This is a genomic window from Billgrantia antri (assembly GCF_019430905.1).
Lineage (GTDB): Bacteria > Pseudomonadota > Gammaproteobacteria > Pseudomonadales > Halomonadaceae > Halomonas > Halomonas antri.
This window is the reverse complement of sequence record NZ_JAHYCA010000001.1, coordinates 19,661-45,990: the sequence shown is the minus strand read 5'-3', so window position 1 is coordinate 45,990 and position 26,330 is coordinate 19,661. Positions and strand designations below refer to the sequence as shown.

27 protein-coding genes are annotated in these 26,330 nt (G+C 63.8%); 12 read left to right on the top strand and 15 right to left on the bottom strand.

From position 1 onward, the window contains the following. Nucleotides 1-10 precede the first annotated feature (10 nt). The 4 genes from KPL81_RS00205 to miaB form a co-directional block, all read right to left on the bottom strand. Nucleotides 11-886: an HlyC/CorC family transporter gene (locus KPL81_RS00205; protein ID WP_219790219.1), complete on the bottom strand. Its 876-nt coding sequence runs from the start codon at nucleotides 884-886 to the stop codon at nucleotides 11-13. After that, a complete protein-coding gene (gene ybeY / locus KPL81_RS00200; RefSeq protein ID WP_219790218.1) occupies nucleotides 883-1,401 on the bottom strand; it encodes an rRNA maturation RNase YbeY in 519 nt (172 codons plus the stop codon). Before ybeY ends, KPL81_RS00205 begins: the two co-directional genes overlap by 4 nt. After that, nucleotides 1,398-2,474 carry a PhoH family protein gene (locus tag KPL81_RS00195; protein WP_209473416.1) on the bottom strand — a complete coding sequence of 359 codons (1,077 nt, stop codon included), beginning with the start codon at nucleotides 2,472-2,474 and terminating at the stop codon, nucleotides 1,398-1,400. Before KPL81_RS00195 ends, ybeY begins: the two co-directional genes overlap by 4 nt. Before the next feature lie 127 nt (nucleotides 2,475-2,601). Then, the gene (gene miaB / locus KPL81_RS00190) at nucleotides 2,602-3,945 is read right to left on the bottom strand and encodes a tRNA (N6-isopentenyl adenosine(37)-C2)-methylthiotransferase MiaB (protein WP_219790217.1); all 1,344 of its coding nucleotides are present in this window, start codon (nucleotides 3,943-3,945) and stop codon (nucleotides 2,602-2,604) included. A 224-nt stretch (nucleotides 3,946-4,169) separates the two neighbouring features. Between miaB and KPL81_RS00185 the strand changes: the two genes are divergently transcribed. From KPL81_RS00185 to KPL81_RS00175, 3 genes are all read left to right on the top strand, one after another. Next, a complete protein-coding gene (locus tag KPL81_RS00185) occupies nucleotides 4,170-4,499 on the top strand; it encodes a DUF1820 family protein (RefSeq protein ID WP_209473414.1) in 330 nt (109 codons plus the stop codon). A 155-nt stretch (nucleotides 4,500-4,654) separates the two neighbouring features. Further along, the gene (locus KPL81_RS00180) at nucleotides 4,655-5,281 is read left to right on the top strand and encodes a TIGR04211 family SH3 domain-containing protein (protein ID WP_209473413.1); all 627 of its coding nucleotides are present in this window, start codon (nucleotides 4,655-4,657) and stop codon (nucleotides 5,279-5,281) included. Nucleotides 5,282-5,294: 13 nt separating this feature from the next. Next, the gene (locus KPL81_RS00175) at nucleotides 5,295-5,936 is read left to right on the top strand and encodes a class I SAM-dependent methyltransferase (RefSeq protein ID WP_219790216.1); all 642 of its coding nucleotides are present in this window, start codon (nucleotides 5,295-5,297) and stop codon (nucleotides 5,934-5,936) included. A gap of 63 nt (nucleotides 5,937-5,999) precedes the next feature. On the opposite strand, the gene KPL81_RS00170 is transcribed toward KPL81_RS00175, so the two are convergent. After that, nucleotides 6,000-6,590, bottom strand: coding sequence for a YajG family lipoprotein (locus KPL81_RS00170; protein ID WP_209473411.1), 591 nt, complete (start codon nucleotides 6,588-6,590; stop codon nucleotides 6,000-6,002). 192 nt (nucleotides 6,591-6,782) lie between these two features. Here KPL81_RS00170 and KPL81_RS00165 point away from each other — a divergent pair, with 192 nt between their 5' ends. After that, nucleotides 6,783-7,235 carry a GNAT family N-acetyltransferase gene (locus tag KPL81_RS00165; RefSeq protein WP_219790215.1) on the top strand — a complete coding sequence of 151 codons (453 nt, stop codon included), beginning with the start codon at nucleotides 6,783-6,785 and terminating at the stop codon, nucleotides 7,233-7,235. A gap of 12 nt (nucleotides 7,236-7,247) precedes the next feature. Here KPL81_RS00165 and KPL81_RS00160 read toward each other — a convergent pair whose 3' ends face one another. From KPL81_RS00160 to cysP, 4 genes are read right to left on the bottom strand one after another with little or no spacing between them, the layout of a single operon-like run. Continuing rightward, complete coding sequence (locus KPL81_RS00160) at nucleotides 7,248-8,345, bottom strand: sulfate/molybdate ABC transporter ATP-binding protein (RefSeq protein WP_219790214.1); 1,098 nt, start codon at nucleotides 8,343-8,345, stop codon at nucleotides 7,248-7,250. Then, nucleotides 8,342-9,169 (bottom strand): sulfate ABC transporter permease subunit CysW, encoded by an 828-nt coding sequence (gene cysW, locus KPL81_RS00155; RefSeq protein WP_209473405.1) that lies wholly within the window; start codon nucleotides 9,167-9,169, stop codon nucleotides 8,342-8,344. Before cysW ends, KPL81_RS00160 begins: the two co-directional genes overlap by 4 nt. Then, nucleotides 9,169-10,032, bottom strand: coding sequence for a sulfate ABC transporter permease subunit CysT (gene cysT / locus KPL81_RS00150; protein ID WP_219790213.1), 864 nt, complete (start codon nucleotides 10,030-10,032; stop codon nucleotides 9,169-9,171). Before cysT ends, cysW begins: the two co-directional genes overlap by 1 nt. Nucleotides 10,033-10,069: 37 nt before the next feature. Next, entirely contained in the window at nucleotides 10,070-11,077 is a 1,008-nt protein-coding gene (gene cysP, locus KPL81_RS00145) for a thiosulfate ABC transporter substrate-binding protein CysP (RefSeq protein WP_219790212.1), read from the bottom strand. 182 nt (nucleotides 11,078-11,259) lie between these two features. On the opposite strand from cysP, the gene rpe reads away from it, so the two are divergent. The 4 genes from rpe to trpE all read left to right on the top strand — a co-directional run bounded on the left by rpe (nucleotide 11,260) and on the right by trpE (nucleotide 14,643). Further along, entirely contained in the window at nucleotides 11,260-11,958 is a 699-nt protein-coding gene (gene rpe / locus KPL81_RS00140) for a ribulose-phosphate 3-epimerase (RefSeq protein WP_219790211.1), read from the top strand. Nucleotides 11,959-11,968: 10 nt separating this feature from the next. Further along, entirely contained in the window at nucleotides 11,969-12,262 is a 294-nt protein-coding gene (locus KPL81_RS00135; RefSeq protein ID WP_240548987.1) for a GIY-YIG nuclease family protein, read from the top strand. Beyond that, complete coding sequence (locus tag KPL81_RS00130; protein WP_219790210.1) at nucleotides 12,247-12,912, top strand: phosphoglycolate phosphatase; 666 nt, start codon at nucleotides 12,247-12,249, stop codon at nucleotides 12,910-12,912. Before KPL81_RS00135 ends, KPL81_RS00130 begins: the two co-directional genes overlap by 16 nt. Nucleotides 12,913-13,158: 246 nt before the next feature. After that, nucleotides 13,159-14,643, top strand: a complete 1,485-nt coding sequence (trpE, locus tag KPL81_RS00125) for an anthranilate synthase component I (RefSeq protein WP_219790783.1) — start codon at nucleotides 13,159-13,161, stop codon at nucleotides 14,641-14,643. Between the two features lie 105 nt (nucleotides 14,644-14,748). On the opposite strand, the gene KPL81_RS00120 is transcribed toward trpE, so the two are convergent. Beyond that, complete coding sequence (locus KPL81_RS00120; protein ID WP_219790209.1) at nucleotides 14,749-15,720, bottom strand: metal ABC transporter solute-binding protein, Zn/Mn family; 972 nt, start codon at nucleotides 15,718-15,720, stop codon at nucleotides 14,749-14,751. A gap of 326 nt (nucleotides 15,721-16,046) precedes the next feature. On the opposite strand from KPL81_RS00120, the gene KPL81_RS00115 reads away from it, so the two are divergent. Together KPL81_RS00115 and trpD are read left to right on the top strand one after the other, a co-directional pair. Beyond that, nucleotides 16,047-16,631 carry an anthranilate synthase component II gene (locus KPL81_RS00115; protein WP_219790208.1) on the top strand — a complete coding sequence of 195 codons (585 nt, stop codon included), beginning with the start codon at nucleotides 16,047-16,049 and terminating at the stop codon, nucleotides 16,629-16,631. A 26-nt stretch (nucleotides 16,632-16,657) separates the two neighbouring features. Beyond that, entirely contained in the window at nucleotides 16,658-17,677 is a 1,020-nt protein-coding gene (trpD, locus tag KPL81_RS00110) for an anthranilate phosphoribosyltransferase (protein WP_219790207.1), read from the top strand. Between the two features lie 60 nt (nucleotides 17,678-17,737). On the opposite strand, the gene KPL81_RS00105 is transcribed toward trpD, so the two are convergent. The 4 genes from KPL81_RS00105 to KPL81_RS00090 all read right to left on the bottom strand — a co-directional run bounded on the left by KPL81_RS00105 (nucleotide 17,738) and on the right by KPL81_RS00090 (nucleotide 22,677). After that, nucleotides 17,738-19,681 (bottom strand): TonB-dependent receptor domain-containing protein, encoded by a 1,944-nt coding sequence (locus KPL81_RS00105; RefSeq protein ID WP_219790206.1) that lies wholly within the window; start codon nucleotides 19,679-19,681, stop codon nucleotides 17,738-17,740. Between the two features lie 107 nt (nucleotides 19,682-19,788). After that, a complete protein-coding gene (locus KPL81_RS00100; protein ID WP_219790205.1) occupies nucleotides 19,789-21,144 on the bottom strand; it encodes a histidine kinase sensor domain-containing protein in 1,356 nt (451 codons plus the stop codon). Beyond that, nucleotides 21,141-21,845 carry a response regulator transcription factor gene (locus KPL81_RS00095; RefSeq protein ID WP_219790204.1) on the bottom strand — a complete coding sequence of 235 codons (705 nt, stop codon included), beginning with the start codon at nucleotides 21,843-21,845 and terminating at the stop codon, nucleotides 21,141-21,143. The genes KPL81_RS00100 and KPL81_RS00095 overlap by 4 nt, the downstream gene beginning before the upstream one ends. Before the next feature lie 97 nt (nucleotides 21,846-21,942). Beyond that, entirely contained in the window at nucleotides 21,943-22,677 is a 735-nt protein-coding gene (locus tag KPL81_RS00090) for a 4'-phosphopantetheinyl transferase family protein (RefSeq protein WP_219790203.1), read from the bottom strand. A 166-nt stretch (nucleotides 22,678-22,843) separates the two neighbouring features. Between KPL81_RS00090 and trpC the strand changes: the two genes are divergently transcribed. After that, on the top strand, nucleotides 22,844-23,650 hold the full coding sequence (gene trpC / locus KPL81_RS00085; RefSeq protein WP_219790202.1) for an indole-3-glycerol phosphate synthase TrpC: 807 nt from the start codon (nucleotides 22,844-22,846) through the stop codon (nucleotides 23,648-23,650). 120 nt (nucleotides 23,651-23,770) lie between these two features. Further along, nucleotides 23,771-26,128, top strand: a complete 2,358-nt coding sequence (nosP, locus tag KPL81_RS20540) for a nitric oxide-sensing protein NosP (RefSeq protein ID WP_276314004.1) — start codon at nucleotides 23,771-23,773, stop codon at nucleotides 26,126-26,128. Here the strand turns inward: nosP and KPL81_RS00075 are convergent. Continuing rightward, on the bottom strand, nucleotides 26,105-26,305 hold the full coding sequence (locus KPL81_RS00075) for a DUF2905 domain-containing protein (protein WP_219790201.1): 201 nt from the start codon (nucleotides 26,303-26,305) through the stop codon (nucleotides 26,105-26,107). The genes nosP and KPL81_RS00075 overlap by 24 nt on opposite strands. Nucleotides 26,306-26,330: the final 25 nt, after the last annotated feature.

The window sequence follows — 26,330 nt, the reverse complement described above, 5'->3', positions numbered from 1 at the left end:
GTGGCCGCGGTCAGTCCTGGGACAGAGTCGACTCGTCCTGCAGCACGGCCTCGAGCAGGCGGATGCGGCGGTTGTCGGCATTGAGCACGGTAAAGCGCCAGCCGCCCAGTTCGGCATGTTCGCCACGGCCGGGGAGGTGGCCGAAGCGCTGCATCACCAGGCCACCCACGGTATCGAATTCGTCGTCGGAGAAGCGCGTGCCGAAGCGTTCGTTGAAGTCCTCGATGGGGGTCAGCGCACGGATGGCGTAGCGGCCTTCACCCAGGTCGCGAATATCGTCGTCCTCGTCGGTGTCGTGCTCGTCCTCGATATCGCCGACGATCTGCTCGAGGATATCCTCTATGGTGACGATCCCGGCGGTGCCGCCATACTCGTCGACCACCACCGCCATGTGGTTGTGGGTATCACGGAATTCCTTGAGCAGACTGTTGAGGCGCTTGGACTCCGGCACGAACATGGCAGGGCGCAGCACGTCTTCCAAGCGGAAGCGCTCGCGTTCTTCCTCTGGACGGTTGAGCAATTGCAACAGGTCCTTGACCAGCAGTAGTCCCTTGACCTCGTCGAGATTCTCACCGATCACGGGATAGCGCGAGTGTCCGGTCTCGTAAATCAGCGAGAGATATTCCTCGGCCGGCTGGTCGACGGCGATGGCGGCTACCTGGGAGCGTGGGATCAGCACCTCGCGTACCTGCTGGTCGCTGATCTGCAGGGCGCCCTCGATGATCATCATGGCGTCCTGGTCCAGCTTGAGCCGGGCGGCCGCCTCGCGCAGGAATTCCATCAGCTCTTCGCGCGAGCTGGGGCCTTCACTATCCCCCGAGAGGGCGCCGAGCAGCTTGTCGAGCCAGGACCTTCCGCCCTGGCCGGTCGTTCGGTCGTCACTCATCGATCGTGTCTCTCGTCCTTGCGGTCGTCTTGTTGTTGCTCGTCGTCCGGGCTCGGTGAATAGGGGTCGGCGATGGAAAAATCCGCCAGCATCTCCCGCTCCAGCGCTTCCATCACCTCAGCCTCGTCTTCCTCGAGGTGATCGTGTCCGAGCAGATGCAGCATACCGTGTATCACCAAGTGGGCGTAGTGGTCCGTGAGACGCTTGGCTTGCTCGTGGGCTTCGCGTACCACCACCGGGTGACACAACACCAGGTCGCCGAGCAGAGGCAGGACGATGCCTGGCGGGCTCTCGAAGGGAAAGGAGAGCACGTTGGTCGGCTTGTCGCGATCGCGATAGTCGCGGTTCAGCGCCTGCCCCTCCTCGATGCCGACGATGCGTACGGTTACCTCGTGGCGCGTCTCATGCGGAAAGCGCGCCAGCACGGCGTGGATCCAGGCTTCCAGATCGGCTGGTGCCGGCATCCCCTCGGCGGAGGTGGCAAGCTGGAGATCGACCACCGGTGTCGAGGTCATTTCCTGTCATCTTCCCGGTTGCGCTCGCGCTCCTGTCGCAGCGCCTCGCGCTCACGCTCGCGTGCTTCCTTGCGGGCGCGTTCCTGGACTTCCTGCTCGGCCTCGAAGCTTTCGTAGGCCTCGATGATGCGCTGCACCAGCGGATGGCGCACCACGTCCTTGGCGGCGAAGTGGGTCACGCCGATACCGGCGGTTCCCTTGAGCACTTCCAGGACCTGGATCAGCCCGGAGCTCTGGCCGCGGGGCAGATCGACCTGGGTCACGTCGCCGGTGATTACCGCGGTGGAGCCGAAGCCGATGCGGGTCAGGAACATCTTCATCTGCTCGCGGGTGGTGTTCTGGCTCTCGTCGAGAATGATGAAGGCGTTGTTCAGGGTGCGGCCGCGCATGTAGGCCAGCGGAGCGATCTCGATCACCTGGCGCTCGATCAGCTTGCCCACCTGCTCGAAGCCGAGCATCTCGTAGAGGGCATCATAGAGCGGGCGCAGGTAGGGGTCGATCTTCTGCGCCAGGTCGCCGGGCAGAAAGCCGAGTTTCTCGCCCGCCTCGACGGCCGGTCGCACCAGCAGGATGCGGCGCACTTCCTGCTGATTGAGCGCCTCCACCGCCGCGGCCACGGCCAGGTAGGTCTTGCCGGTACCGGCCGGGCCGATACCGAAGTTGATATCGTGCTGGCGAATGCTCGCCACGTAATTTTGCTGGTTTTGCCCGCGCGGTTTGATCAACACCTTGGGCGTGCGCAGCAGTACCTCATCATCGCTGGGGCCCTCGTCGTCGTCGACTGCCTCGCGCCCCGACTCCTGCAGGAACAGGTGCACGGTATCCGGCGACAGGTCGCTGGCCTCAGCTTCGCGATAGAGGTGCTCCAGCACGTTGGCGGCGGCCTTGACCCGGTGGCCTGGCCCTGCCAGCTGGAAGACGTTGCCGCGGTTGCGCAGGGTGACGCCGAGGCGTGATTCGACCAGCTTAAGATGCTCGTCCCGCTGACCGCAGAGGTTGGCGAGACGCTGTGGATCATTGGGCTCGAGGCTCAATGTTATGATGCGGTTGGCCTGTGCGGCGTGTTGACTCAAGGTGGCGAAGTTCCTGCGTTGCGTGGTTTGGCACCAGCTTACTGCCCCGCCTCTTGGCAGGGCAATCCTTGGGGAAAACGAAGGATCGGCCCGCGATGCCACGACCGACCATGACGGTTTCCTGTGGTCAGTGTAGCGCCGGGGAAGCCAGCTCGCCGCGTAGAGAATTGGGCAGTGCCTCGGTGATCGTCACGTCGACGAAGTAGCCGATCAACTCGGTAGGGTTGGCGGCGCGGAAGTTGACCACCCGGTTGTTCTCGGTGCGTCCCGACAGCTGTCCCGGATCCTTGGGCGAGAAACCGCTGACCAGGATGCGCTGGTTAGTGCCCACCATGCGCCGCGATATCTGCATCGCCTGCTGGTTGATGCGCTCCTGCAGGATCGCCAGGCGCTGCTTCTTGACACTTTCTGGAGTGTCGTCGGGCAGGGCGGCTGCCGGGGTTCCGGGGCGCGCCGAGTAGACGAAGCTGAAGGAGTGGTCGAAGCCGATGCGATGGATCAGGTCCATGGTCGCCTCGAAATCCTCCGCGGTTTCGCCGGGGAAGCCGACGATGAAGTCGGAAGAGAAGCTGATGTCGGGACGCAGCGCACGAATCCGCTCCATCTTGGCCACGTACTCCTCGGCGGTATGGCCGCGCTTCATGGCGGTGAGGATACGGTCGGAGCCGGCCTGTACCGGCAGGTGCAGATGGCTGACCAGCTCCGGGATCTCGCCGTAGGCGTCGATCAGGCTGTCGGAAAACTCCACTGGATGCGAGGTAGTGAAGCGAATGCGGTCGATGCCATCCACTGCCGCCACGCAGGCGATCAGTTCGGCCAGGTCGATCTCGTCGCCGAGCTGGTTCTCGCCGCGGTAGGCGTTGACGTTCTGACCCAGCAGATTGATCTCGCGCACCCCCTGGTCGGCGAGATGGATCACTTCGTCCATCACCGCCTCGAACGGGCGCGAGACCTCTTCACCGCGGGTGTAGGGGACCACGCAGAAGGTGCAGTACTTGGAGCAGCCTTCCATCACCGAGACGAACGCCGTCGCCCCGTCGGAGCTCGGCTTGGGCAGGTGATCGAACTTCTCGATCTCGGGGAATGTGACGTCGACCACCGAGATCTGATTCTGGCGGCGGGCATCGAGCATCGACGGCACGCGATGCAGGGTCTGGGGGCCGAACACCATGTCCACATAGGGCGCCCGCTTGCGCAGCGCCTCGCCTTCCTGACTGGCTACGCAGCCGCCGACTCCGATCACCAGATCGGGGTTGGCGTCCTTGAACTTCTTCCAGCGGCCGAGCTGATGGAATACCTTCTCCTGGGCCTTTTCGCGAATCGAGCAGGTATTTAGCAGGATGACGTCGGCCTCGCCTTCGTCGTCGGTCAACTCGAGCTGGTGCGATTCGCCGAGCAGGTCCGCCATGCGGGCGGAGTCGTACTCGTTCATCTGGCAGCCGTGGGTCTTGATGAAGAGTTTCTTCGCCATAAGAATTGAAGGTCGGTTATCCGACGCGTGCGTCACCGGTGAGTGGAGTGTCGCGGGAATGGGCTCGTTCAAGCCGTTCTCGAAGGTGGCCGCATTATACGTAAGCCCGACCACCGGGGCCAGAGGGGCAACCGCGGCGGTGTGTGACTGTGGTACGCTTGCGCCTTGGCAGGCCCCGCAGTGGGGGCTCGAAGCGTAACCCAACGTTGAGGACAGACGGCCTTATGGCGGCCAAGCCGATCTATCGGGTGGTTTTCCACCAGCAGGGCGAAATCTGGGAGCTCTACGCCAGGGAGATCTACCAGAGCGAACTTTGGGGCTTCATCGAGGTCGAGGAGTTCGTCTTCGAAGATGGTTCGAAGCTGGTGGTGGACCCTTCGGCCGACCGTCTGCGACACACCTTCGACGGTGTCAAGCGCAGTTATCTGCCGTTGAACGCCATCGTACGTATCGACGAGGTGGAGCGCGAGGGGCCGGCAAGAGCGGTCAAGAGCGAGGGGCGCATCGCCGAATTTCCGCGTGGCCCGATGCCGCCCCCGAGGCGCGAGACCTGAGCGGCCGAAGAGGCGGCGACGGGCTGTTCAGGAAACGATCAGCCTGGACCGGGTCGGTGCCGGCGTAGCATGAGGCTGCCTTTCCAGCGGTTTTCCCGGGGCTTATCCACAGATTCTGTGGATAGGTCGCTGAACGACATGAGCAGGACAACGGCATGAAGCATCGATTCGAATTTTTGCTCGCGGGTGTGGCGCTGGGCCTGATGGCCTCCCCGCTGCACGCCCAGCAGTCAGAGGACGCCAGCCACTGGGTCTCCGAAGAGCTGACGACCTATGTGCGCAGCGGGCCGACCGACGGCTATCGCATCGTCGGGACCCTGACGGCTGGTGAGCCGGTTACCCTGCTCGAGACCAGCGGCGACTACAGCCGGGTCGAGAACGCTGAGGGCGAACGGGTGTGGGTGCTCAGTGCCGAACTTCAGGAAACGCCAAGCTCGCATGAGCGACTGCCGCAGATGGAGGAGCAGGTCGCCCAGCTCGAAGCGGAGCTCGACGGTATCAACGAGACCTGGGAGGGACGAGTCTCGGCCATGACGGAGACGCTCGAGGCACGTGAGCGGCGCATAGCCGAACTCGAGGCGCGCAATCATCAGCTCGACAGTGAAGCCGAGCAGTCGCGCCGCACCATCCGCCAACTGCAGGCGCGCCTAGATACTCAGGAAGAGGATCTGCTGATGCGCTACTTCATGTATGGCGGTGGCGTGGCCGGTGCCGGCCTGCTGGTGGGCCTGATCGTTCCGCACTTGCCGCGCAAGCGGCGCAAGCGCGATCGTTGGTTCTAGTAGAGGAAGTGGCATGGCACACGAGTGGCTCGACCGCTGGCGCGAGGGGCGTATCGGTTTTCATCGCCCCGAGGCTCACCCGGCGCTGGTGCGCCATTGGCCGCTGCTCGGCGTACGCCCCGGCACCAAGGTGCTGGTCCCGCTGTGCGGGAAGAGCCTCGACATGCGCTGGCTGGCCCGCCACGACCATCCGGTGCTGGGTATCGAACTGGCCCAGGAGGCTATCGAACAGTTCGTTGCCGAGGGGGCGGGTGACGTTTCGCGCTACCAGCAAGGGCCGTTCTCGATCTGTCGCCAGGGTAGCGTGGAGCTATGGTGCGGAGATTTCTTCCATTTCCATATCGACCAGGCGGCGGAAATTGGCGCTTTCTATGATCGGGCGGCGTTGATCGCGCTCCCGCCCGCCACGCGGCAGCGCTACGCCTTCCATCTTGCCCAGTTGATCCTCCCCGGTTGCCGCGGTCTGCTGGTATCGCTGACAAGGGCGTCCGGGGATGAAGCCGCCGGACCGCCCTACCATGTATCGGCCGAGGAGGTTCGCGAGCTGTTCACCCCCAATTTCCAGGTCACCCACCTCGAGGACGGAGCGCCGGAAGCGGGCAGCGGCTTTCGCGAGAGCGTCTGGGCATTGGTCCGCCGTGGTCCGCTGACTTAGCAAAATACACCGGACGGGGCGTCCAGCATTGCCTGGTCCCACTACGCTGAAGCGCCGAGAGTCTCAGCGGGCCAGCAGTCGGGCCAGTTCCGGGTCGCTGAAGGCACGGTCCAGGGCGTCGGCGATCAGGTCGTTGAGCATGCGTCGGTTGGCGTCCCGGCCGGGGCGCAGGGCGTAGCTCTGCGTGCGTCGCGAGGTGTAGGTGCCGGTATAGGTGGTGCCCTGGTTGGTCACCTTGACCTCGAGCACGGCTTCAAGGCGAGCTTCGTCGATGACCGGCTGGCTGTCGCCACGCTCGTAGCCGAGATGCTGCAGCGTTAGTGTCAGGCTAGGGCGGTCGTTGCCGGGCTGAGTGGTCGGCGAGAAACCCATGTCGCGTACGGCGCGCTCGGCTTCGCGCTGCAGGTTCGGTACCAGTTCGTGAGCGCTGACCGTGATCACCGCGGTAGACATGGCGCTGCCGGTTCGAGTGCCGACCACATCGTCCTCGCGTTGATCCACGGCGGCCACCGTCACGGCCTGGCCATTTCCGGCCTGCGGCACCGAGACGCTACGCTGGGGGTTCAGCTGCAGGTAGTGGGGGCTGGCGCAGCCGGCCAGCAGGGCGGTGGCAAACAGCACGGCTGCGGCACGCAGGACATGACGTCGGTTCATTCTCCCTCCCGGAAGTCGTCTGCTGGGTAGATCATGGCCCGGAACGTTTGGTACCCGTTGTTTTATTGGGCACCTCCATTCACTGGATTCAGGCACTTGCGCAGTATATCGCCGTGCGCTGGATGACGACAGCGTTACACTCGGGACAATGGAAGCGGTTACACTGGCTCTCTCAAGTGAGGGAGATGCTTCATGATTCGTCCTGCCGTTGCCGAGGACATACCGCAGCTCGTTGACATCTGGCTGCGGGCTTCGCAGTTGGCCCATGATTTCATACCTGCGACATTCTGGCATGAGCGTGCCGACGACATGGCGCGTATCTATCTGCCTGGGGCGGAAACCTATGTGCTGGAGGTGGCCGGTCGCGCCATAGGCTTCGCCGCGCTCAACGGCGACCATCTCGAAGCGCTGTTCATCGATCCCGAGCTGCAGAGCTTCGGCCACGGCACCCACCTGATGGCCCACGCCATGGGCGAGCGGCAGCGCATTACCCTGTGCGTCTACTCGCGCAACGTGCGCGCCGTCTCCTTCTACCGCCGGCTGGGCTTTCGGGCCGTTGAGGAGCGATTGGACCCGCACAGCGGTGAAAGCGAAACCCTGATGCTGTGGACGCAGCGGCCGGAGGGCACAGCGGGTCAGGCGTAGCCGATCGCTCGCTCAACTCGTGGTCGCTACCGTTTTCGATGGCTGATGGTCTCGCTCGGCGGGAAAGCGATGCCAGTGCCGGGGCAGGGCATAGAGGCGTACGCCGCGAGCGAGCGCCAGTCGCTCGTAGTCGGCGTGGCGAATCGTTGCCAGCCACGGCTCGCCCAGCCAGTCGGCTGCCAGCTCCACGCGCACTTCGGCGCCTACCGGCGAGATCGCGGTCACGGTGACTGGCATGTGAGCATGAGCGGCAGGCTTCTCTGCCAGCTCCACCTCATGGGGGCGCAGCAGCAACTCTTCCGGTCCGTCGGCAAGGTCCACGGCCAGCCTGGCGTCTCCGCAGGTCAGCACGCCGTTGCGTACGCTGCCCTCCAGGTGATTGACGTCACCCAGGAATTCGAACACGAAGCGGTTGGCGGGGCGTCGATAGAGTACGTCGGGCGTGTCGATCTGCTCGATGCGGCCATCGCTCATCACCACCACGCGATCGGAGAGCTCCAGCGCCTCCTCCTGGTCGTGGGTCACGAACAGGCTGGTGAAGTTGAGCTCGTCGTGCAGATGGCGCAACCAGCGGCGCAGCTCCTGGCGCACCTTGGCGTCGAGCGCACCGAAGGGCTCGTCGAGCAACAGCACGTCGGGGCGCAGGGCCAGGGCGCGAGCCAGCGAGACGCGCTGCTGCTGACCGCCGGAGAGTTGGGCCGGGTAGCGCTGGGCCATGTGCTCGAGCTTGACCATCTCCAGCAGGCGGTGCACTCGGCTGCGGATCTCGCCGCTCGAGGGACGCTGCTTGCGTGGCATCACCGTGAGGCCGAAGGCTACATTGTCGAACACCGTCATGTGGCGGAACAGGGCGTAGTGCTGGAACACGAAACCGATGCGCCGATCGCGCACGTGCAGGTGGGTCACGTCGCGCTCGCCGAACAGGATACGCCCCCCGGGCTCGCGGTCAGCCGTTTCCAGTCCGGCGATAATGCGCAGCAACGTGGTCTTGCCGGAGCCGGAGGGGCCGAGCAAGCCGACCAGTTCGCCTTCTGCGATGTCCAGGTCGACCGGCTCCAGCGCCTGGGTCTTGCCGAAGTGCTTGCCGATGGCATGAAGGCGGATGCTCATGCGTGATCCTCCCGGCGCGCGGCGCGCCATTCCAGGCTGGCCTTGGCGACCAGCGTGAGCAGGGCGATGAGGGCCAGCAGCGACGCGCTGGCGAAGGCGCCCACGGTATTGTAGTCCTGATAGAGCTGCTCCAGGTGCAGCGGCAGGGTGTTGGTCTGGCCACGAATGGCGCCTGAAACCACGGAGACGGCGCCGAATTCGCCCACCGCCCTGGCGTTGGTCAGGATCACGCCGTAGAGCAGTGCCCAGCGGATGTTGGGCAGCGTCACCCGACGGAAGATGGTCCAGCCGGGGGCGCCCAGGGTGACCGCGGCCTCTTCCTCGCGCGAGCCCTGGGCCTGCATCAATGGAATCAGCTCACGGGCCACGAAGGGGCAGGTGACGAAGATGGTGACCATCAGGATGCCGGGCCAGGCGAACATCAGTTGGATGTCGTGTCCATCCAGCCAGCTGCCGAGCCAGCCGGTTCGGCCATACAGAAGCAGGTAGACCAGCCCTGCCACTACGGGTGAGACAGCGAAAGGAATATCGATCAGTGTCTGCAGGATGCGCCGCCCCGGAAAGCGGAAACGGGTCACCAGCCAGGCCAGGGCGACGCCGAATACCAGGCACACGGGAATCGTCAGCACGGCGATGACCAACGTCAGCTGGATCGCCGCCAGGGTATAGGTGTTTGTGATGTTGGCCCAGAACACATCGACGCCCCGGGCAAAGGCCTGGGCGAAGATCGCCACCAGCGGTAGCAGCAGGAACAGCGCCGCCAGCAGCACGGCGGCCGTGATCAAGAGGCGCCTGACGGCGGGAGCGTCACCGATCCGTTGCATCAACCGTGTCCTCCATGCAGGCGCTTGATGAAGCGGCCTTGCCAGATATTGATGACGAGCAGCAGCGCAAGCGAGGCGAACAGCACCACCGAGGCGATGGCCGAGGCGCCGGCATAGTCGTACTCCTGCAGCCGCACGAAGATCATCAGCGCGGTGATCTCGGTCTCGTAGGGCATGTTGCCGGCAATGAAGATGATCGCGCCGAATTCACCCAGCGAGCGCACGAAAGCGAGCCCGGTACCGGTTACCAGGGCCGGCCACAGGTGCGGCAGGATCACCCGGCGAAAACCGGTGATGTCCGAAGCGCCGAGTGTCAGTGCGGCCTCGTCCATCTCGTGGGGCATGTCCTCGAGTACCGGCTGCACCGTGCGCACCACGAAGGGGATGCTGGTGAAGGCCATGGCCAGGGCAATGCCGACCCAGGTATAAGCCACCTGCAGCCCCAGCGGCTCGAGTAGCCGCCCCATCCAGCCGTTGCTGGCGTAGAGGGTGGCCAGGGTGATGCCGGCCACCGCGGTAGGCAGCGCGAAGGGTAGATCCATCAGTGCATCGAGCAGGCGCTTGCCGGGAAACTCGTAGCGTACCAGCACCCAAGCCAGCAGCAGGCCGAAGGCGGCATTGACGATGGCCGCCACGGCGGCGGCGCCGATGGTCACCACGTAGCTTGCCACCACCCGGTCGTTGGTGATGATCGTCCAGTATTCGGCCAGGCTCAGCCCCGCCAGTTGGCCGAACAGCCCGGTCATGGGCAGCAGCAGCATCAGCGAGACGAAGGTCAGGCTGATGCCGAGCGACAAGCCGAAACCCGGCAGCACCCGCTTGGGGGTGCTGCCGAGACCGATGGCGAAGGACCGAGTGCTCATGAAACCTCGCTCTTGGCGTGTGTCTCAGCTGCTGCCATCAGCGGCGCTGCAGCTGGTCGAGCAGGCCGCCGCTGCCGAAGTGCGTGTCCATCACTTCGTCCCAGCTTCCACCGATTTCCTCGACGGTGAGCAGCTCGGTTGCGGGGAAGTTCTCGGCGAATTCCTCCACTACCGCTTCGTGATGCACACGGTAGTTGAAGCCGGCCAGCATGCGCTGCGCTTCCTCGCTGTAGAGATACTCCAGGTAAGCCTGGGCCAGGTCCTGGTTGCCGTTGCGTTCGGCATTGGACTCGACGACCGCCACCGGGAATTCGGCCAGGATGCTGACCGGCGGCACGATGACTTCATAGTCGTCGCTGCCGTACTCCTGGCGAATGTTGTTGACCTCGGACTCGAAGCTGATCAGCACGTCACCGATACCGCGCTCGATGAAGCTGGTGGTGGCGCCACGGCCGCCGGTGTCGAACACCGCCACGTTGCGCAGGAAGGTGCGCATGAAGTCGTGGACCCGCTCTTCGTCGCCCCCGTATTCCTGGTCGGCGAAGCCCCAGGCGGCCAGGTAGGTATAGCGACCGTTGCCCGACGTCTTGGGGTTGGGAAAGACGATCTGCACGCCTTCTTCTACCAGGTCGTCCCAGCTCTCGATGCCCTTGGGGTTGTCCTTGCGCACGAGGAAGGCGGTAGTGGAGTAGTAGGGCGAAGCGTTATTGGGCAACTGCTGCTGCCAGTCCTCGGCGACCAGGCCCGCATCGGCCAGCACCTGGACATCGGTGACCTGATTGTAGGTGACCACGTCGGCACGCAGTCCCTGGAGAATCGCGCGAGCCTGGGCCGAGGAGCCGCCATGGGACTGCTGGATCTCGACCTCCTCGCCGTTTTCCGCCTGCCAGTGGGTGATGAACTCGGGATTGATCGCGCTGAACAGTTCGCGGGCGATATCGTACGAGGAGTTGAGCAGCTCGCGCTCGGCGGCGAGCGCCGGCGTCGCCAGACCAATGCCCAGGGCGGCGGCGAGAAGCGTGCGGCGAAGAGAGGTAAGTCGCATTGGTGTCTCCGGCAAATGGAACTTTGTTAGCAAGAGTATGATTGCTGATGTGGAATTACAATCTCCGCTCTTATTCTTTTTATCTATATGGTTCATTGACGAAACATGCCCGTCTCCGCTCACGAAACAAGTGGGTCTGGTAACATAGCGGCTTTATTTCCGTGCGATGACTGGTTGACCCGATGAGCGACGCGAACCGCGACTTCCTGATAGCCCCATCCATTCTCTCCGCCGATTTCGCCCGGCTGGGTGAGGAGGTGGACAACGTACTGGCCGCCGGGGCCGACATCGTCCACTTCGACGTCATGGATAACCACTACGTCCCCAACCTGACCATCGGCCCCATGGTCTGCGAGGCGCTGCGCAAGCACGGGGTCACTGCCCCCATCGACGCGCACCTGATGGTCAAGCCGGTGGACCGGCTGATCGGCGACTTCATCGATGCCGGGGCCAGCTACATCACCTTCCATCCGGAGGCCTCCGAACACATCGACCGTTCGCTGCAGCTGATCCGTAGCGGTGGCTGCAAGGCTGGGCTGGTGTTCAATCCCGCCACGCCGCTCTCCTACCTCGACTACGTCATGGACAAGGTCGACATGATCCTGCTGATGAGCGTCAATCCAGGCTTCGGTGGCCAGTCCTTCATTCCGGCGACGCTCGACAAGCTGCGTGGGGCGCGACGTCGCATCGATGCGTCGGGTCTCGATATTCGCCTCGAGATCGATGGCGGGGTAAAGGTCGACAACATCGCTGAGATCGCCCGGGCCGGGGCCGATACCTTCGTTGCCGGCTCGGCGGTATTCAAGGCGGGCAGCGACAGTGACCCGAACCGCTACGACAGCGTCATTCGCGCGTTTCGCAAGCAACTGGCGACGGCATAGGTCAACAGCGATGCAGCACCCATCACCCGAGTGGTTCCTCTATATGGTCGAAACTCGACAGGGAAGGCTCTATACCGGCATCACCACCGATGTCGCACGGCGTTTGACGCAGCACGAAGCCGGTCGTGGGGCCAAGGCTCTGCGCGGGCGCGGGCCATTGGTGCTGGTGCATCAGGAGCGGGTGGGCAGTCACGGCGCCGCGCTGCGGCTCGAGGCCGAGATCAAGCGTCTCTCGGCTGCACGCAAACGGATCTGGCTGAAGGAACGGCAGGGCCACGAGGAGGCACCATGCATCCCATCTTGAACGGTATTCGCCTGATCAGCTTCGATCTGGATGGCACCCTGGTCGATTCCGTGCCCGACCTGGCGGTGGCGGTAGATACCAGCCTGGGCGAGCTCGGTCTGCCTGCAGCAGGTGAGGCACGGGTGCGTGACTGGGTGGGGAACGGTTCGCTGAAGCTCGTCGAGCGCGCGCTGGCCTTTGCCCGAAACGCGCCTCCCGATGAGGCGCTGCTAGGGCGTGCCCACGAGGCCTTTCTCGAATGTTACGGACGCGATCCCGGCTCGCGCACACGGCTCTATCCCGGCGTGAGCGAAGCGCTGGATGGCCTGCGTGACGGCGGCTGGGTCCTGACGCTGGTCACCAACAAGCCGTTCGCCTTCATTCGACCTATCCTGATCCAGTTCGGAATCGAGCACCATTTCGCACTCTGCCTGGGCGGCGACAGCCTGCCGCAGAAGAAGCCCGATCCGGCGCCGCTGCTGCACGTGGCGGCGCAATTCGGCCTGCCGCCTTCGCAATGCCTTATGGTGGGGGATTCGCGTCACGACGTGGCGGCAGGGCGCGCCGCCGGTTTTCGCACCCTGGCGGTTTCCTATGGCTACAACCACGGCGAGCCGGTCCGCGACAGCCGGCCCGATGCGCTGGTTGATTCACTGGCGGAACTCGTTTAGGGTCGATTTTCGAACCCTATCAATGACCTCGGATTCATTCCGTTTGCCTATCCTGCGGGACACGCTTCGATGGACAGCATGATGCTGCATGACCCCTCCTTTGCACGTGGTCGCCTTCTCCTGGCTGCCACCTCGACGGTGCCGTTCGCTGCCCAGCCTGCCGGCTGGCGATGGTGACGCTCGCTAGAGCATTAACTCCGTTCTTTTCCCTTGCGTCCCTGTCGTAACACCGAGGAACCGGTCATGATGACTTCCGAACGTTTCCATGCGCTGGCCGAGGCCGGCTATAACCGTATTCCGGTCACCCGCGAGGTCCTGGCCGATCTCGATACGCCGCTTTCGACCTATCTCAAGCTGGCCGACGAACCCTGGACCTTCCTGCTCGAATCGGTACAGGGCGGCGAGAAGTGGGGGCGCTATTCGATCATCGGGCTGCCGTGCCAGGAGCGCATCGAAGTGCGCGGCTTCACTGTCAGCCGCTTTCGCCAAGGTGAATGCCTCGAGCGCGTGGAGGTGGAGGACCCACTGAGCTGGATCGAGCAGTTCCAGGCGCGTTTCCGCGTGCCCGACCTCGACGACCAGCCGCGCTTCGACGGCGGCCTGGTGGGCTACTTCGGCTACGATACCATCCGCTACATCGAACCGCGCCTGCGGGGCGTCGAGAAACCCGACCCGCTCGGCGTGCCGGACATTCTGCTGATGGTCTGCGACGAGCTGGTGGTCTTCGACAACCTATCGGGGCGGCTGACGCTATGGACCCATGCCGATCCGACCATGCCGGACGCCTTTGCCACGGCGGTGGCGCGCCTCGAGAGCCTGGAGCGGCGCCTGCGCAGCGCCGGCGTGCAGGCCGCCAGTCCCGGCACCGGGCGCAGCGCGGTGGAGGAGGGGCACTTCACCTCAGGTTTCACCGAGGCTGGTTTCAAAGCCGCGGTGGAGAAGATCAAAGAGTACGTGCTGGCTGGCGACGTGATGCAGTGCGTGCCTTCGCAGCGCATGTCGATCCCCTACCAGGCCTCGCCGCTCGATCTGTACCGCGCGCTGCGCAGCCTCAACCCCTCGCCCTACATGTTCTTCTTCAACCTGGACGACCATCATGTGGTGGGGTCGTCTCCCGAGATCCTCACGCGGCTGGAGGAGGGCGAGGTCACCGTGCGCCCGATCGCCGGCACCCGGGTGCGCGGCAAGACCGAAGAGGAGGACCGCGCGCTCGAGGCCGAGCTGCTGGCCGATCCCAAGGAGATCGCCGAGCACCTCATGCTGATCGACCTGGGGCGCAACGACGTGGGGCGCATCAGCGAAACGGGGTCGGTGCAGGTGACCGACCAGATGGCCGTCGAACGCTACTCCCACGTCATGCACATCGTCTCTAACGTCACCGGTAAGCTGAAACCGGGGCTGTCCGCCATGGACGTGCTGCGCGCCACCTTCCCGGCCGGCACGCTTTCCGGTGCACCCAAGATCCGCGCGCTGGAGATCATCGACGAGCTGGAACCGGTCAAGCGAGGCATCTATTCCGGCGCGGTGGGGTATCTCTCCTGGCACGGCAACATGGACACCGCCATCGCCATCCGCACCGCGGTGATCAAGGATGGCGAGCTGCACGTTCAGGCCGGCGCCGGCGTGGTCGCCGACTCGGTGCCCGAGCTCGAGTGGCAGGAGACCCTCAACAAGGGGCGCGCCATCTTCCGCGCCGTGGCGATGGCCGAGAAGGGGCTGGACAACCTCTAGGGAGCTTTGGTCGCCTGCGCCTCCTGGGGCCGGGCGGCCGCTCTCTCGGTGGAGGCAGGCTGGCGCATCGAAGGCGAATTCGCCTCACCTGAGGCAAGCGAGCTTTTACTCGCTGTCCGCGCTGCCTTCCCGCCCTTGGCTGTCCGCGTTCTCCTGGCCGGTTTCCTCTTCCTGCATCAGGGCGCTGCGGATCAGGTTGGCATTGTGGCGCATCAAGGCCACGTAATTGGAGGCGTCGCCATCGGCTTCGCTGAGCGAATCGACGTAGAGCGGTCCGGCGACAGCGGGGATGGCCTTATCGGTGGTAAGTCTCTGAATGTCTCGGTCCGACAGGGTGCTTTCCCAGAATATGGCAGCCGGCTGCAGCGCTTCGATCAGATCCGCTATGCGCTTGGCCTGAGGAGGCGAGCCCGCCGTCTCGGCGTTACTGCCCCAGATGCCGTCATGGCGAAAGCCGTAGGCCTCGGCGAAGTAGACGAAGGCCGCTTCGGTAGTTATCAGGACCCGCTGCTCTTCGGGGATCTGCGCCAGGATGTTGTCCACTTCCTCATGCAGCGCGGCGAGCTTCTCCTTGGCGGCACTGGCTCTGGCTTGGAAGCTATCGGCAGCCGGCGGGTGCAACTCGGCGAGATGGTCAGCGATGACCTGGAGGTAGGCCGCCACGGCACGCGGGTCCATCCAGAGATGAGGATCGGGCTCGCCAGTATGTTCACCGGTGATGATCGGCTGGGTCGAATACTCCGATGCCTCGGCGAGGGCCACCAGCGGTGCCCGGTTGCCTACGGTAGCGTGGACCTGGCGCATCCACTGTTCCAACTGGTAACCGTTGTAGAAGATGAGGTCGGCATCTTCCAGCGCGATGAAACTGTCCGGTGTCAGCTCCCAGTCGTGCACTTCGGCACCAGCAGGCGCCAGCACGACCAGTTCGATATCGTTACCGCCGACCTGATTGACCAGATCGCCAAGGATCGAAAAGCTGGCGACAACCTTGGGATTGGCGGCTGCGACCGAAACGCCGCCGACCATGGCAGCGAGGGGGAGAGCCAGCCAGGTACAGGCACGGCGGATAAAGCGCATCGTCAATCTCCTTTTTACGTAGCGCACGTGCCCCGATGATAGAGACTGGAACCTAGGCTGGCCAGCGGCCCGACCAGCTCGTCTGCGGTGTGCCTCGCCGCCATCGTGCGTTGACAGCCACGCGGCTACGACGGCACTATTGCGACATGAACGCAAACGCCTACATGCCGAACATGATCCAGTGGTGGCGCTCCTGAGCGAGGGGGCGGCACGCTGACGACTGAAGAAAATGCCGCCGTTGGGGCGGCTTTTTTGTGTCCGAAGCAGGCCCTGCACGGCTGGCCGAGCCTACGAAACAATGCAGAGATTGAACGGGACCTTACGCCATGTCCGTGCTGATGATCGACAACTACGACAGCTTCACCTTCAATGTGGTGCAGTATTTGGGAGAGCTGGGAGCCGAGGTGGCGACCTATCGTAACGACGCCATCACGCTGGCCCAGATCGAAGCGCTGGCGCCGAGCCACCTGGTGATCTCGCCGGGCCCCTGTACACCCAACGAGGCGGGGATTTCTTTGGCCGCCATCGAACATTTTGCCGGACGCCTGCCGATTCTCGGCATCTGCCTGGGTCATCAGGCCATCGGCCAGGTGTATGGCGGCAAGGTGGTGCGGGCGCCTCAGGTGATGCATGGCAAGACCTCGCGGATTCGCCATACCGGCCAGGGCGTTTTTGCCGGCCTCGAGGATCCGCTCGAGGTCACCCGTTACCACTCCCTGGTGGTGGAGGCCGAGACCCTGCCCAGCTGCCTGGAGGTTACCGCCTGGACCGATGAAGATGACGTGACGCCTGGCTTGGTCATGGGTCTGCGTCATCGCGAGCTGGACATCCAGGGCGTGCAGTTCCATCCGGAATCGATACTGACCCGTCAGGGGCACGAGCTGCTGGCCAATTTCCTGAAGCGCCGCTGAACCGCAAGAGAGAGGAGTTTCTGTCCATGCAGATGCGAGAAGCCATCGCCGCGGTGATGCGCCACGATAACCTGAGCTTCGACGACACCCACTCGGTGATGCAGCAGATCATGACCGGGGAGGCCACCGATGCCCAGATTGGCGGCCTGCTGGTCGGTCTGGCCATGAAGGGGGAAACCGCCGAGGAGATCGGTGCCGCTGCCCAGGTCATGCGCGAGCTGATGAAACGAGTGCACTTGGTGGCCGAGAACGTGGTGGACATCGTCGGCACTGGTGGCGATGGCGCCAACCTGTTCAACGTCTCGACCGCCTCGAGCTTCGTCGCCGCGGCGGCCGGTGCCCACGTGGCCAAGCATGGCAACCGCAGTGTCTCCTCCTCTTCCGGCAGCGCTGACCTGTTCGACATGGCTGGCATCCATCTGGACCTCAAACCGGAGCAGGTCGCACGCTGCATCGAGCAGGTGGGGGTCGGCTTCATGTTCGCTCCCAACCACCATCCCGCCATGCGTTTCGCCATTGGCCCGCGTCGCGAGATGGGCGTACGCACCCTGTTCAACATCCTCGGTCCGTTGACCAATCCTGCTGGCGCACCCAATCAGGTACTGGGCGTCTATTCTGCCGAGCTGGTGCCGCTGATGGCCGAAGTGCTGCGCCAGCTTGGCAGCCGCCACGTCATGGTAGTGCATGCCGAGGACGGCCTGGACGAGATTTCGCTGGACGCTCCTACCCAGGTGGCGGAGCTCAAGGACGGCGAGATTCGCTGCTATACCATCGCGCCCGAAGACTTCGGCATCGAGCGACAGGAGCTGGCCCCGCTCAAGGTCGTCAGCGCCGAGGACAGCCTGCGCCTGGTACGCGAGGCGCTGATAGGTGAGGGACCGGCGGCCGATATCGTCGCCCTCAATGCCGGAGCGGCACTCTACTGCGCGGGTATCGCCGACACCCTCAAGGAGGGAGTGATGATGGCCCAGGATGCCCAGGCCTCCAAGCTGCCGCTGGAGAAAATGAAGGAACTGGCCGACTTCACTCGCGTGCTGGTTTCGTGATGATCGGGGCGCCACGCGGCGCCCCTTCTCGTTACGACGCTATCGTTGTGCTCTGCTCGATCAGAAGCGATAGGTAGCACTCAGGCGGATGTCGCGTCCGGGATCAGGCAGGCCGTGAGCGACGTCGCCGGCATCGCCGTAGCTGGCGTGATCGAAATACTGCTTGTCGAAGACGTTGTTGACCCGCAGCGACAGCGTCAGCTCATCGCCGGCCAGCGGCCGCCAGCTGGCGTAGAGGTCGTTGACCCCGTAGCCGGCCTTCTGCGGGTAGTCTTCGGCGACGTGGGTCAGCCGCTCGGCGAAACGTCCGGTCCAGCCCAGGTCGATGGCGTCGGTCGCCTGGAAATTGACGTTGGCCACCCAGGTGTCGCCAATGCTGGTGCCGATGGCCATGTCATCGTCGCTGAGCGGCTCGCCGTCGATCTCGGGTCTGGCCCGACTATAGGCGAGCGAAGCGTCCAGGCGCTCCCACTCGTAGCCGATCCTGGCGTTGAAGCCGCGGGACTTCAGTTCGCCCAGGTTGCCGAGCACGCCACGCTCGACCTGGCCCACCACGTCGTCGATGCGCGTCTCGAACACTTCCGCCGCCAGGTAGAGGTTGCCTTGGCGATAGGTGGCGCCCAGCTCGACGTTGTCGGCGACTTCTTTTGTGCGATCTTCCGCGTTGCGATAGTAATCGAGGACGAACAGTTCCTTGACCTGGGTGCCGCGAATGGCGCGTGCCCAGCCGCCGTGCAGGGTAAGCTGTTCGGTGGCGTCGAAGCGCAGGCCCAGATTGGGGCTCCAGCCGGATTCGCTGAAGCTGTTGTCGGTCAAGTGCTCGTCCAGCTCGAACCAGTCGTGGCGTGCGCCGGCACTGAGTCGCAGGCGGTCGGTCAGCTGATAGTGGTTCTGCAGGTAGAGCCCCACCACGCTGCCCTCTTCCCGGTCGGTGCCGTAGAGGGGGCTGCCCAGGCTGGCTTCGTCCTTGCGGTAGTCGACGCCGTAGGTCAGGGTGAGGTCGCCGATCTGGCTGCGATTGCGCAGGTCGCCGCCGTGGCTCTGCATGGCGCCGATATAGTCACCGTAGGGACCATCGACATGCTCGAGCGATGCCTCGGTGTGGTAGAGCGTCAGGTCCAGGTCGAGCCAGTCATTAGTGTCGGAGGTGAAGCCGTACTGGCCGGTCACGGTTTCGCGCACCACTTCCTGATCGAGGGGAGCGTTGCGTGCGCTGGGGTGCCAGTGGGGTCGATGCAGGCGATACGCTTCGTCCTCGCTGCGCTCGTAGCTCAACCGGACACGCTGTTCGTCGGTGAGCTGGCCAATCAGCTTGGCGAAGCCTGTGAACCTTTCGGTGCCCGTATAGGGCTGGGTGTCACCTTCGGCGTCCTGGTAGTCGCCGTGGTTGGTCTGGGTCAGTGTGGCCAGGGCGCTCCAGTTGTCGGTCAAGCGTCCGTAGAGAGAGGTGGAGGCCTTGTAACCATCGGTATTGCTGAAATAGCCGCCCTTGAGCAGTGTGCCGACGTTCTGGCCCGGGCGCAGTAGATCCTCGGGATCCTTGGTCACGAAGCGAATGGCACCGCCCAGAGCGCCGGGGCCGTTGGTTGCCTCGCCGGCACCAGCCACGACATCGACCTGCTTGAGTAGCTCGGGCTCGACCAGCAGGCGCCCTTGATGGTGAAACAAATTGCCGGACTGGGTGGCGCCGTCCACGGTCACGTTGAGCATGGTGTCTTCCAGGCCGCGCACATAGACCTTCTGGGCCGCCGGGGCGCCGCCACCCACGGCGACGTCAGGCAGTTCGGCAAAGATATCCTGAAGGTCGCTAGCCTGGCGTCGTTCGAGTGCGTCCGCGTCGACGCTTCGGTCGCTTTCGCTGGTGCGCTCGGCGGTAACCTGTAGCGTGTCGAGCTGCTGGGGATCGCTCTGGGCCAGGGCAGTGGTAGAGGTGCTGATAAGGGCGATGGCCAGCCACAATGGGTTGCGAGCCCAAGTGTTGCTGATGTGCGATTCATGTTTCATGAGTTCTTTCTGCGCTCCTGTGAGTGATAAGTGTTATTATTTGGAGTGCATTCTTGTTTAACTCGAAGCCGAAGTGAACCGCTTTTACATTTGTTACGAAGTGCGTTTCATGGCCGCTTCGGACGTGACGCCGGGAACCACAACGTCATGCGCAGGCCACGCGTGGCGCGGTTCTCGGCGCGAACCCAACCGCCGGCTGCCTCGACCTGACGGCGGGCCAGCGGCAGACCCAGGCCATGGCCGTCCGGGCGGTCGTCACGGGCCTGGTCGGTGCGGTAAAAAGGCGTGAAGATGAGTTCCAACTGGTCGCTCGCCACGCCGGGACCTTCGTCGTCGACGGTGAGCCGGTAGCCCTCGTCGTCCGGCCACAGGCCGATGCGGATGTGGCCACCGACAGGGGTATAGTGGCAGGCGTTACGGATCACGTTCTCGACAGCCTGGGCCACGGCGCGATGACTGCTTCCGCTGATCGCCGACTGAGGGGGAAGGTCGCTCTCCAGGCAATGATCGGGGTACTCGTAGCGGACATCTTCGATGACGCTGTCGAGCAGGTCGGTGAGGTCCAGGCTGTCCTGATCGAGGCTCGGTTGTTCGTTCTCGAGCCAGGCCAGCGTCAGGGCATCCTCCACCAGGTCGCGCATCAGGCGGCATTCGCGGCGGATACGCGGCAGGAAGTGCTGAGTGTCGATGCCTTCCTCCACGCAGCTCACCGCCATGTCGATGCGGGTCAGCGGGGTGCGCAGTTCGTGAGAGAGGTCTGCTATCAGCCGACGCTGGGTGAGAATGAGGTCGCCGGTGCGCTCGGCCATGCGGTCGAAAGTCTCCGCCAGGGCGGTGAGCTCGTCGTTGCGTTTGCCCAGCAGGGCGCGTACCCGCACTCCCAGGTTGCCCTCGCTGAAGGAGCGTGTGGCTAGCTCCAGTTGGCGCAGTGGCCCCATCAGGTGGCGGTAGATCACTACCGCGAGCAGCACCAGCACGGCGAGTGGTAGTGCCACCTTGAGCAGCAGCTTGGTCTCCGGCAGGTAGGTCCCGGGGCGCATGCGCTGGGGCAGGGTCACCAAAAAGTGGGTTTGTCCGTCGGTGAAGGTGACATCCATGATGGGGTTCTCGGTGAAGTAGAGATGTATCTTCCACTCCACGTGGCGTCCCAGCCGGAAACCCTCCTGAAACTGCTCGGACAACCTGCTTCCCGCCAAGGGTTGGACGTCCGAGCGCACCACGGCGGCCCAGGTGTTCTCACGGATTTGCAATGCCTCCAGCCACTCGGCCAGGGCCTGTTCGTCGCCGGTGCGATACAGACGTTCGGCCGTCGCTCCCCATTGATTCAGAGTCTGCTGGTGCGGCTCGGCGATGAAGCTCATCTTCTGTTCGGTTTCGGAGCCGAGGAAAGTGACTACCCAGACCAGGACCAGGGTGCCAAGCGTGAGGGGACCGCACAGCTTCCAGAACAGGCGTCGTGTCACAGGAAGCAGTACCCCTTGCCGTGTACCGTCTGCAACCGGTCGGCGGTCATTCCTGCCGTTACCAGCTTGCGCCGGACCCGGCTGAGGTGCATGTCGAGGCTGCGGTCATAGCGGCTGAACTCGCGTTCTAGCACCAACTGGTAAAGATAGGGCTTGCTGAGCACCTCGCCCTGGTGAAGTAACAGCATCCATAGCAGGCGGAACTGGATCGGGGTCAGCGAGACGGGTATGCCGTCGTGGCGAACTTCCAGGCTGGCACGAGCGAGTCTCAGTGGACCTACCGTCAGCTCTTCGGGGTCGGCTCTCTGGTCGGTGACTCCCAACGTGCGGCGCAGCAGGGCCTCGATGCGCAGCAGCAGCTCGGTGAAGCCGAATGGCTTGGGCACGTAGTCGTCGGCGCCGCAGCGGTAGCCCAGGATGCGTTCCTCTTCCGCGCCGCGGGCGGTGAGCATCATCACCGGGGTCTGGCGCGTCTTGCGCAGCCGGTCGAGCACCGCAAAGCCGTCCAGCTTCGGCAGCATGGCGTCCAACAGTATGAGGTCGAAATGTTGGCCCAACGCGGAGAGCAGCGCACCTTCACCCTCGAAGCATTGGCAAGTCCGGTATCCCTTGCTCTCCAGCAGCCCGGTGATTTGCCCGTTCAGCGTACGGTCGTCCTCGACAACCAGTACATGCGGTCGGCGCGGTGCGACTGAAGCCATTGGGCCTACACTCCATGCATACGATAATCGTTATCGTATGCATGGTGGGTGCGATTGGCAATATGTCTCAAGCTGATTTGTTTGTTAAGGCCATGATTCACGCCGTTTCGGTAGCCGGCAGTGCTACCACGCTGAGGAGTCTGCCGCCGCTCAGGCAGACCATGCCTGACATCTCCCGGCCTGCCGCCCAGCCGCTGCCCAGGTCTTCCAGCAGACGCAAGCGCACGGCGCCGAGGCCGTGCCAGGCCACCAGCTCGGCGGCTTGAAAGTGAAACATTCGCCCCACCAAGGGGTAGAGGGCCTTGAACAGGCTCTCCTTGAGGGAGAATGTCGCGCCGACCATCAGCGCTACGTGCGATGGTTCGCACTGTTCCAGACGAGCGGCCTCCCTCGGTGTCAGCACCCGTCTGGCCAGCCGCCTGGCCTCCTCGGAACCCAGCAGTCGCTCGGCGTCCAGGCCCAGCCCCTGGTAGGCTTGCCGGTGGGCGACCAGCGCCGCGGCCCAGCCGTCGCTGTGAGTGAGGGAGCCTACGCAATCCATGGGCCAGCGGGGTGAGCGATCCTCATTCATACTGGGACAGGCGCTACGGCCGTCCAGCAGCCAAAGTGCTCGCTGGGCGCAAAGGCGCCCAGCGACATACTCTGCCCGCCGCTTGGCAATGGCACCTCGCAGGCGGGGGGGAAGGGGGATACCTACAAGGGGCGCCGTGCCTGTCTGCGCTTCGTAGAGCGCGGAGTCGAAGCGCGCCACGATCAGGCGGGTGCCAGGCAAAGGTGATACCCAGGGCCAGTCGTTGCTGAAAGGGCCGATAAAGGAAGGAGACGTGTCCATGGGCGGATTCTGGCATGGGCACCTGTATGGGTGCCATGCTGAAGTGGTATTCGCACTTAATGCACGACTTTGGGGCTGTGACTTTCCAACTCGAGCCGGGGCTAGGTAAGATGGGCCGCTTACCGGCTTCATCCGCGGCCAGCGCCGCCCGCACCGAGACAGCACCATGAGCCCAACCAAGGACGCCCCGACCATTCTCACCCGCATCCTGGCCCGCAAGGACGAGGAAGTGGCCGAGCGCAGCCGCGCCGTGTCCGAAGCCGAGCTGCTGGAGCTGGCCCAGCGCCAGAGCGCCCCACGCGGTTTCATCGCCGCCCTCGACCGGCGCATTGCCGAGGGCGACCCGGCGGTGATCGCCGAGATCAAGAAGGCCTCGCCCTCCAAGGGTGTCATCCGCGAAGACTTCAATCCCGCCGAGATTGCCGCGAGTTACGCCGCTGGCGGTGCCGCCTGCCTTTCGGTGCTGACCGATGCCGACTTTTTCCAGGGCCACGAGGACTTCCTCATTGCCTCCCGCGAGGCGTGTGACCTGCCGGTGATCCGCAAGGACTTCATCGTACACGGCTATCAGGTCAGCGAGGCGCGTGCCATCGGCGCCGACTGCATCCTGCTGATCGTCGCCGCGCTTGACGATAGCCAGATGGCCGATCTCTACCAGCAGGCGACGGCTCTGGGCATGGACGTACTGGTCGAGGTGCATGACGCGCTGGAGCTCGAGCGTGCGCTCAAGCTCGGTATCGGCCTGGTGGGCATCAACAACCGTAACCTGCACACCTTCGAGACCCGCCTGGAGACCACACTGGAGCTTCTTCCGCGCCTTCCTGCCGAGGTCACCGTAGTCACGGAGTCCGGCATTCATACCCAGGCCGACGTGCTGCGCATGCGCGAGCACGACGTGCACGGCTTCCTGGTTGGCGAGGCCTTCATGCGCGAGCAGGAGCCGGGCGAAGCGCTGCGGCGGCTATTCTACTGAGCGGATTGAAACAGGAACCCAAGGGCAGCCACGTCGGCTGCCCTTTTTCGTTGGGTAGCGGCCTCAACTTTCAGCGGCCGGGGTCGATAACGATTAAAACGATCCATGAAGGAAGCAGCCATGAGCCGGATTCGCAGCATGCAGACCCGCGCTGAGGATGCCCGCACTGCCGTTCGCGAGTTCCATCAGGAGCTACTTCAGCCCGATACCGAGCTGGTACTGTTCTTCTGCTCCAGCCACTACGACCTGGCCGCACTGGCTGACGAGATGAATCGGCTGTTCGGCGACATTCCGGTGGTGGGTTGTACGACTGCCGGTGAAATCGGTCCCTTGGGTTACCTCGACCACACGCTCGCCGGTGTCAGTTTCCCGGCTGGCAGCTGTACGGCGGTCACCGGGAGGCTGGAAGCCCTCCAGCAGTTCAGCATCGCTCGCGGCCAGGCCTTCACCGACGCCCTCTTGCAAAGCCTCGATGCTCGGGCGACCAAGCCGAGTGGTGCCAACAGCTTTGGTTTCCTTCTCGTTGATGGTCTTTCAGTGCGTGAAGAACAGGTCGCACGCACGCTGCAGACAGCCATGGGCGATATCGTACTGGTAGGCGGTTCGGCTGGCGATGATCTGTGCTTTGCCCAGACCTGGGTTTTCCATGACGGCGCCTTCCACCAGGACAGCGCCGTGCTGACCCTGCTGAACACCGACTTCCCGTTTCGCCTGTTCAAGACCCAGCACTTTCTGTCGCTGGAGGAGCGCTTGGTGGTCACCCGGGCCGATGCGGAGCAGCGGATCGTCCACGAGATCAATGGCATCCCTGCTGCCCAGGCCTATGCCGAGCTGATCGGCGTCACGGTGGAAGAGTTGGAGCCGCACCATTTTGCCGCCGCACCGGTGGTGGTGCTGATCGATGGCACCGACTATGTTCGCTCGATACAGAAGGCCGGGCCGGACGGCAGCCTGACCTTCTACAGTGCCATCGACGAGGGGTTGGTTCTGCGCGTGGCTCAGGGAATGAACCTGGTCTCGGACCTGGAGACAACGATGGCACAGCTGCGAGAGGAGCTTGGCCCGCCCCAGCTCGTTCTCGCCTGCGACTGTATCTTGCGCAATCTGGAGGTGACGCAAAAGAATACCAAGTCAGCGGTTGAGGCGGTTCTTGGCCGCCACAACGCGGTCGGCTTCAGTACCTACGGTGAGCAATACGGTGGCGTGCACATGAACCAGACGCTGACCGGCATCGTTATTGGCGGTGGCACGCGCGGTGAAATGCGTGGTTCGGCGAGTGGCTGGAATTCGCCCGGCTGGCAAGGGAGGCAAGAGCCGGGATCCGTCGCGACCCCGCCGGTGCCGCTGCGACAGATCGAGGCCGAGCAGCTGCAAAAGATGGTGCAAGCCCTGATGGATCGTGCCGAGCGTAGCACCAGCATCCGGGGCTCGGGTTTCAGTCTCTTCCAGACCGCGGTGATGCTGGAAGACCAGGTACGGGCGCGAACCAGGGAGCTTGAAGCGGCGCTGCGCGAGAACGAACAGATCAACCGTGCCCTGCAGCAGGCCCAGGAGGACATGGCGCGGGAGATTCGCGAGCGGCGCGAGGCCCTCGTGGCGCTGGAGCGCGAGAGGGAGGAGCAGCGCATCCTTATCGGCAAGCTGGAGGAGGCGCATAACCAACTGCTGCAATCGGAAAAGCTGGCTTCGATCGGCCAACTTGCCGCGGGCGTGGCCCATGAGATCAATAATCCCATCGGATTCGTCAATTCCAATCTCAACACCCTGAGGCAATACATCGAGGATCTGCTGCGCCTGGTCGACGTCTATGAAGCGGTCGAGCCGTCATTGACGCCAGAAGCTTCCGGACAGATCGCGCAGCTCAAGGTCGAGCTCGAATTGGATTACTTGCGCGAAGACGTGGGGGCGCTGATTGCCGAATCGATCGACGGCACGGCTCGCGTACGACGCATCGTTCAGGATCTGCGCGACTTTTCCCGTACCGGAGCCGCCGATTGGCAATTCGCCGATCTTCATCAGGGCCTCGAGAGTACGCTCAACGTGGCGGCCAACGAGATCAAGTACAAAGCATCGGTCGTACGTGAGTATGGCCAGCTCCCTGCGGTCGAGTGCGTGCCGGCCCAGCTCAACCAGGTCTTTCTCAACCTTCTGGTCAACGCGGCCCAGGCAATCGAAGAGCGCGGCACCATCACGCTTCGCACCGGATGTGAAGGCGACCGGGTCTGGCTCGCTTTTGCCGATGACGGGGCTGGCATTCCAACTGAGCTGCAGTCACGGATCTTCGATCCCTTCTTTACTACCAAGCCGGTTGGCCAGGGGACCGGTCTCGGCCTGTCTCTCTCCTACGGCATTGTGCAGAAGCATGGGGGCCAAATCGAGGTCGATAGCCGGCCTGGGGAGGGCACGACCTTCACTCTCTGGCTGCCCGTGAGACGTCCCCCGGAAGAAAATGCTTCAGCGGTTGAACAGCCACAATAGCCCGCTAATGATCAGGCTCAGCAGGACCATGGTGGTGATCGGGAAGTAGAACGAGAAGTTCTCGCGACGAATCGCGATGTCGCCCGGCAACTGTCCAAGCGGCAGCTTGGAGAGCCACGGCCAGAATAGACCAATGGCGACGAAGCACAAGCCGATGAGGATCAGGGTGCGGGACATCCAGCCTCCTAAGCTTCCAGCGTGG

Bases quoted from the DNA above. Each gene is read 5' to 3' on its own strand.
- KPL81_RS00075 (WP_219790201.1), bottom strand. From the start codon at position 26,305: ATGTCCCGCACCCTGATCCTCATCGGCTTGTGCTTCGTCGCCATTGGT.
- cysW (WP_209473405.1), bottom strand. From the start codon at position 9,169: ATGCAACGGATCGGTGACGCTCCCGCCGTCAGGCGCCTCTTGATCACG.
- KPL81_RS00135 (WP_240548987.1), top strand. From the start codon at position 11,969: ATGCAGCACCCATCACCCGAGTGGTTCCTCTATATGGTCGAAACTCGA.
- nosP (WP_276314004.1), top strand. From the start codon at position 23,771: ATGAGCCGGATTCGCAGCATGCAGACCCGCGCTGAGGATGCCCGCACT.
- cysP (WP_219790212.1), bottom strand. From the start codon at position 11,077: ATGCGACTTACCTCTCTTCGCCGCACGCTTCTCGCCGCCGCCCTGGGC.
- trpC (WP_219790202.1), top strand. From the start codon at position 22,844: ATGAGCCCAACCAAGGACGCCCCGACCATTCTCACCCGCATCCTGGCC.
- KPL81_RS00115 (WP_219790208.1), top strand. From the start codon at position 16,047: ATGTCCGTGCTGATGATCGACAACTACGACAGCTTCACCTTCAATGTG.
- KPL81_RS00170 (WP_209473411.1), bottom strand. From the start codon at position 6,590: ATGAACCGACGTCATGTCCTGCGTGCCGCAGCCGTGCTGTTTGCCACC.
- KPL81_RS00205 (WP_219790219.1), bottom strand. From the start codon at position 886: ATGAGTGACGACCGAACGACCGGCCAGGGCGGAAGGTCCTGGCTCGAC.
- KPL81_RS00185 (WP_209473414.1), top strand. From the start codon at position 4,170: ATGGCGGCCAAGCCGATCTATCGGGTGGTTTTCCACCAGCAGGGCGAA.
- KPL81_RS00130 (WP_219790210.1), top strand. From the start codon at position 12,247: ATGCATCCCATCTTGAACGGTATTCGCCTGATCAGCTTCGATCTGGAT.
- KPL81_RS00105 (WP_219790206.1), bottom strand. From the start codon at position 19,681: ATGAAACATGAATCGCACATCAGCAACACTTGGGCTCGCAACCCATTG.
- KPL81_RS00180 (WP_209473413.1), top strand. From the start codon at position 4,655: ATGAAGCATCGATTCGAATTTTTGCTCGCGGGTGTGGCGCTGGGCCTG.
- trpE (WP_219790783.1), top strand. From the start codon at position 13,159: ATGACTTCCGAACGTTTCCATGCGCTGGCCGAGGCCGGCTATAACCGT.
- KPL81_RS00095 (WP_219790204.1), bottom strand. From the start codon at position 21,845: ATGGCTTCAGTCGCACCGCGCCGACCGCATGTACTGGTTGTCGAGGAC.
- rpe (WP_219790211.1), top strand. From the start codon at position 11,260: ATGAGCGACGCGAACCGCGACTTCCTGATAGCCCCATCCATTCTCTCC.
- KPL81_RS00175 (WP_219790216.1), top strand. From the start codon at position 5,295: ATGGCACACGAGTGGCTCGACCGCTGGCGCGAGGGGCGTATCGGTTTT.
- KPL81_RS00160 (WP_219790214.1), bottom strand. From the start codon at position 8,345: ATGAGCATCCGCCTTCATGCCATCGGCAAGCACTTCGGCAAGACCCAG.
- miaB (WP_219790217.1), bottom strand. From the start codon at position 3,945: ATGGCGAAGAAACTCTTCATCAAGACCCACGGCTGCCAGATGAACGAG.
- KPL81_RS00165 (WP_219790215.1), top strand. From the start codon at position 6,783: ATGATTCGTCCTGCCGTTGCCGAGGACATACCGCAGCTCGTTGACATC.
- ybeY (WP_219790218.1), bottom strand. From the start codon at position 1,401: ATGACCTCGACACCGGTGGTCGATCTCCAGCTTGCCACCTCCGCCGAG.
- KPL81_RS00120 (WP_219790209.1), bottom strand. From the start codon at position 15,720: ATGCGCTTTATCCGCCGTGCCTGTACCTGGCTGGCTCTCCCCCTCGCT.
- trpD (WP_219790207.1), top strand. From the start codon at position 16,658: ATGCAGATGCGAGAAGCCATCGCCGCGGTGATGCGCCACGATAACCTG.
- cysT (WP_219790213.1), bottom strand. From the start codon at position 10,032: ATGAGCACTCGGTCCTTCGCCATCGGTCTCGGCAGCACCCCCAAGCGG.
- KPL81_RS00090 (WP_219790203.1), bottom strand. From the start codon at position 22,677: ATGGACACGTCTCCTTCCTTTATCGGCCCTTTCAGCAACGACTGGCCC.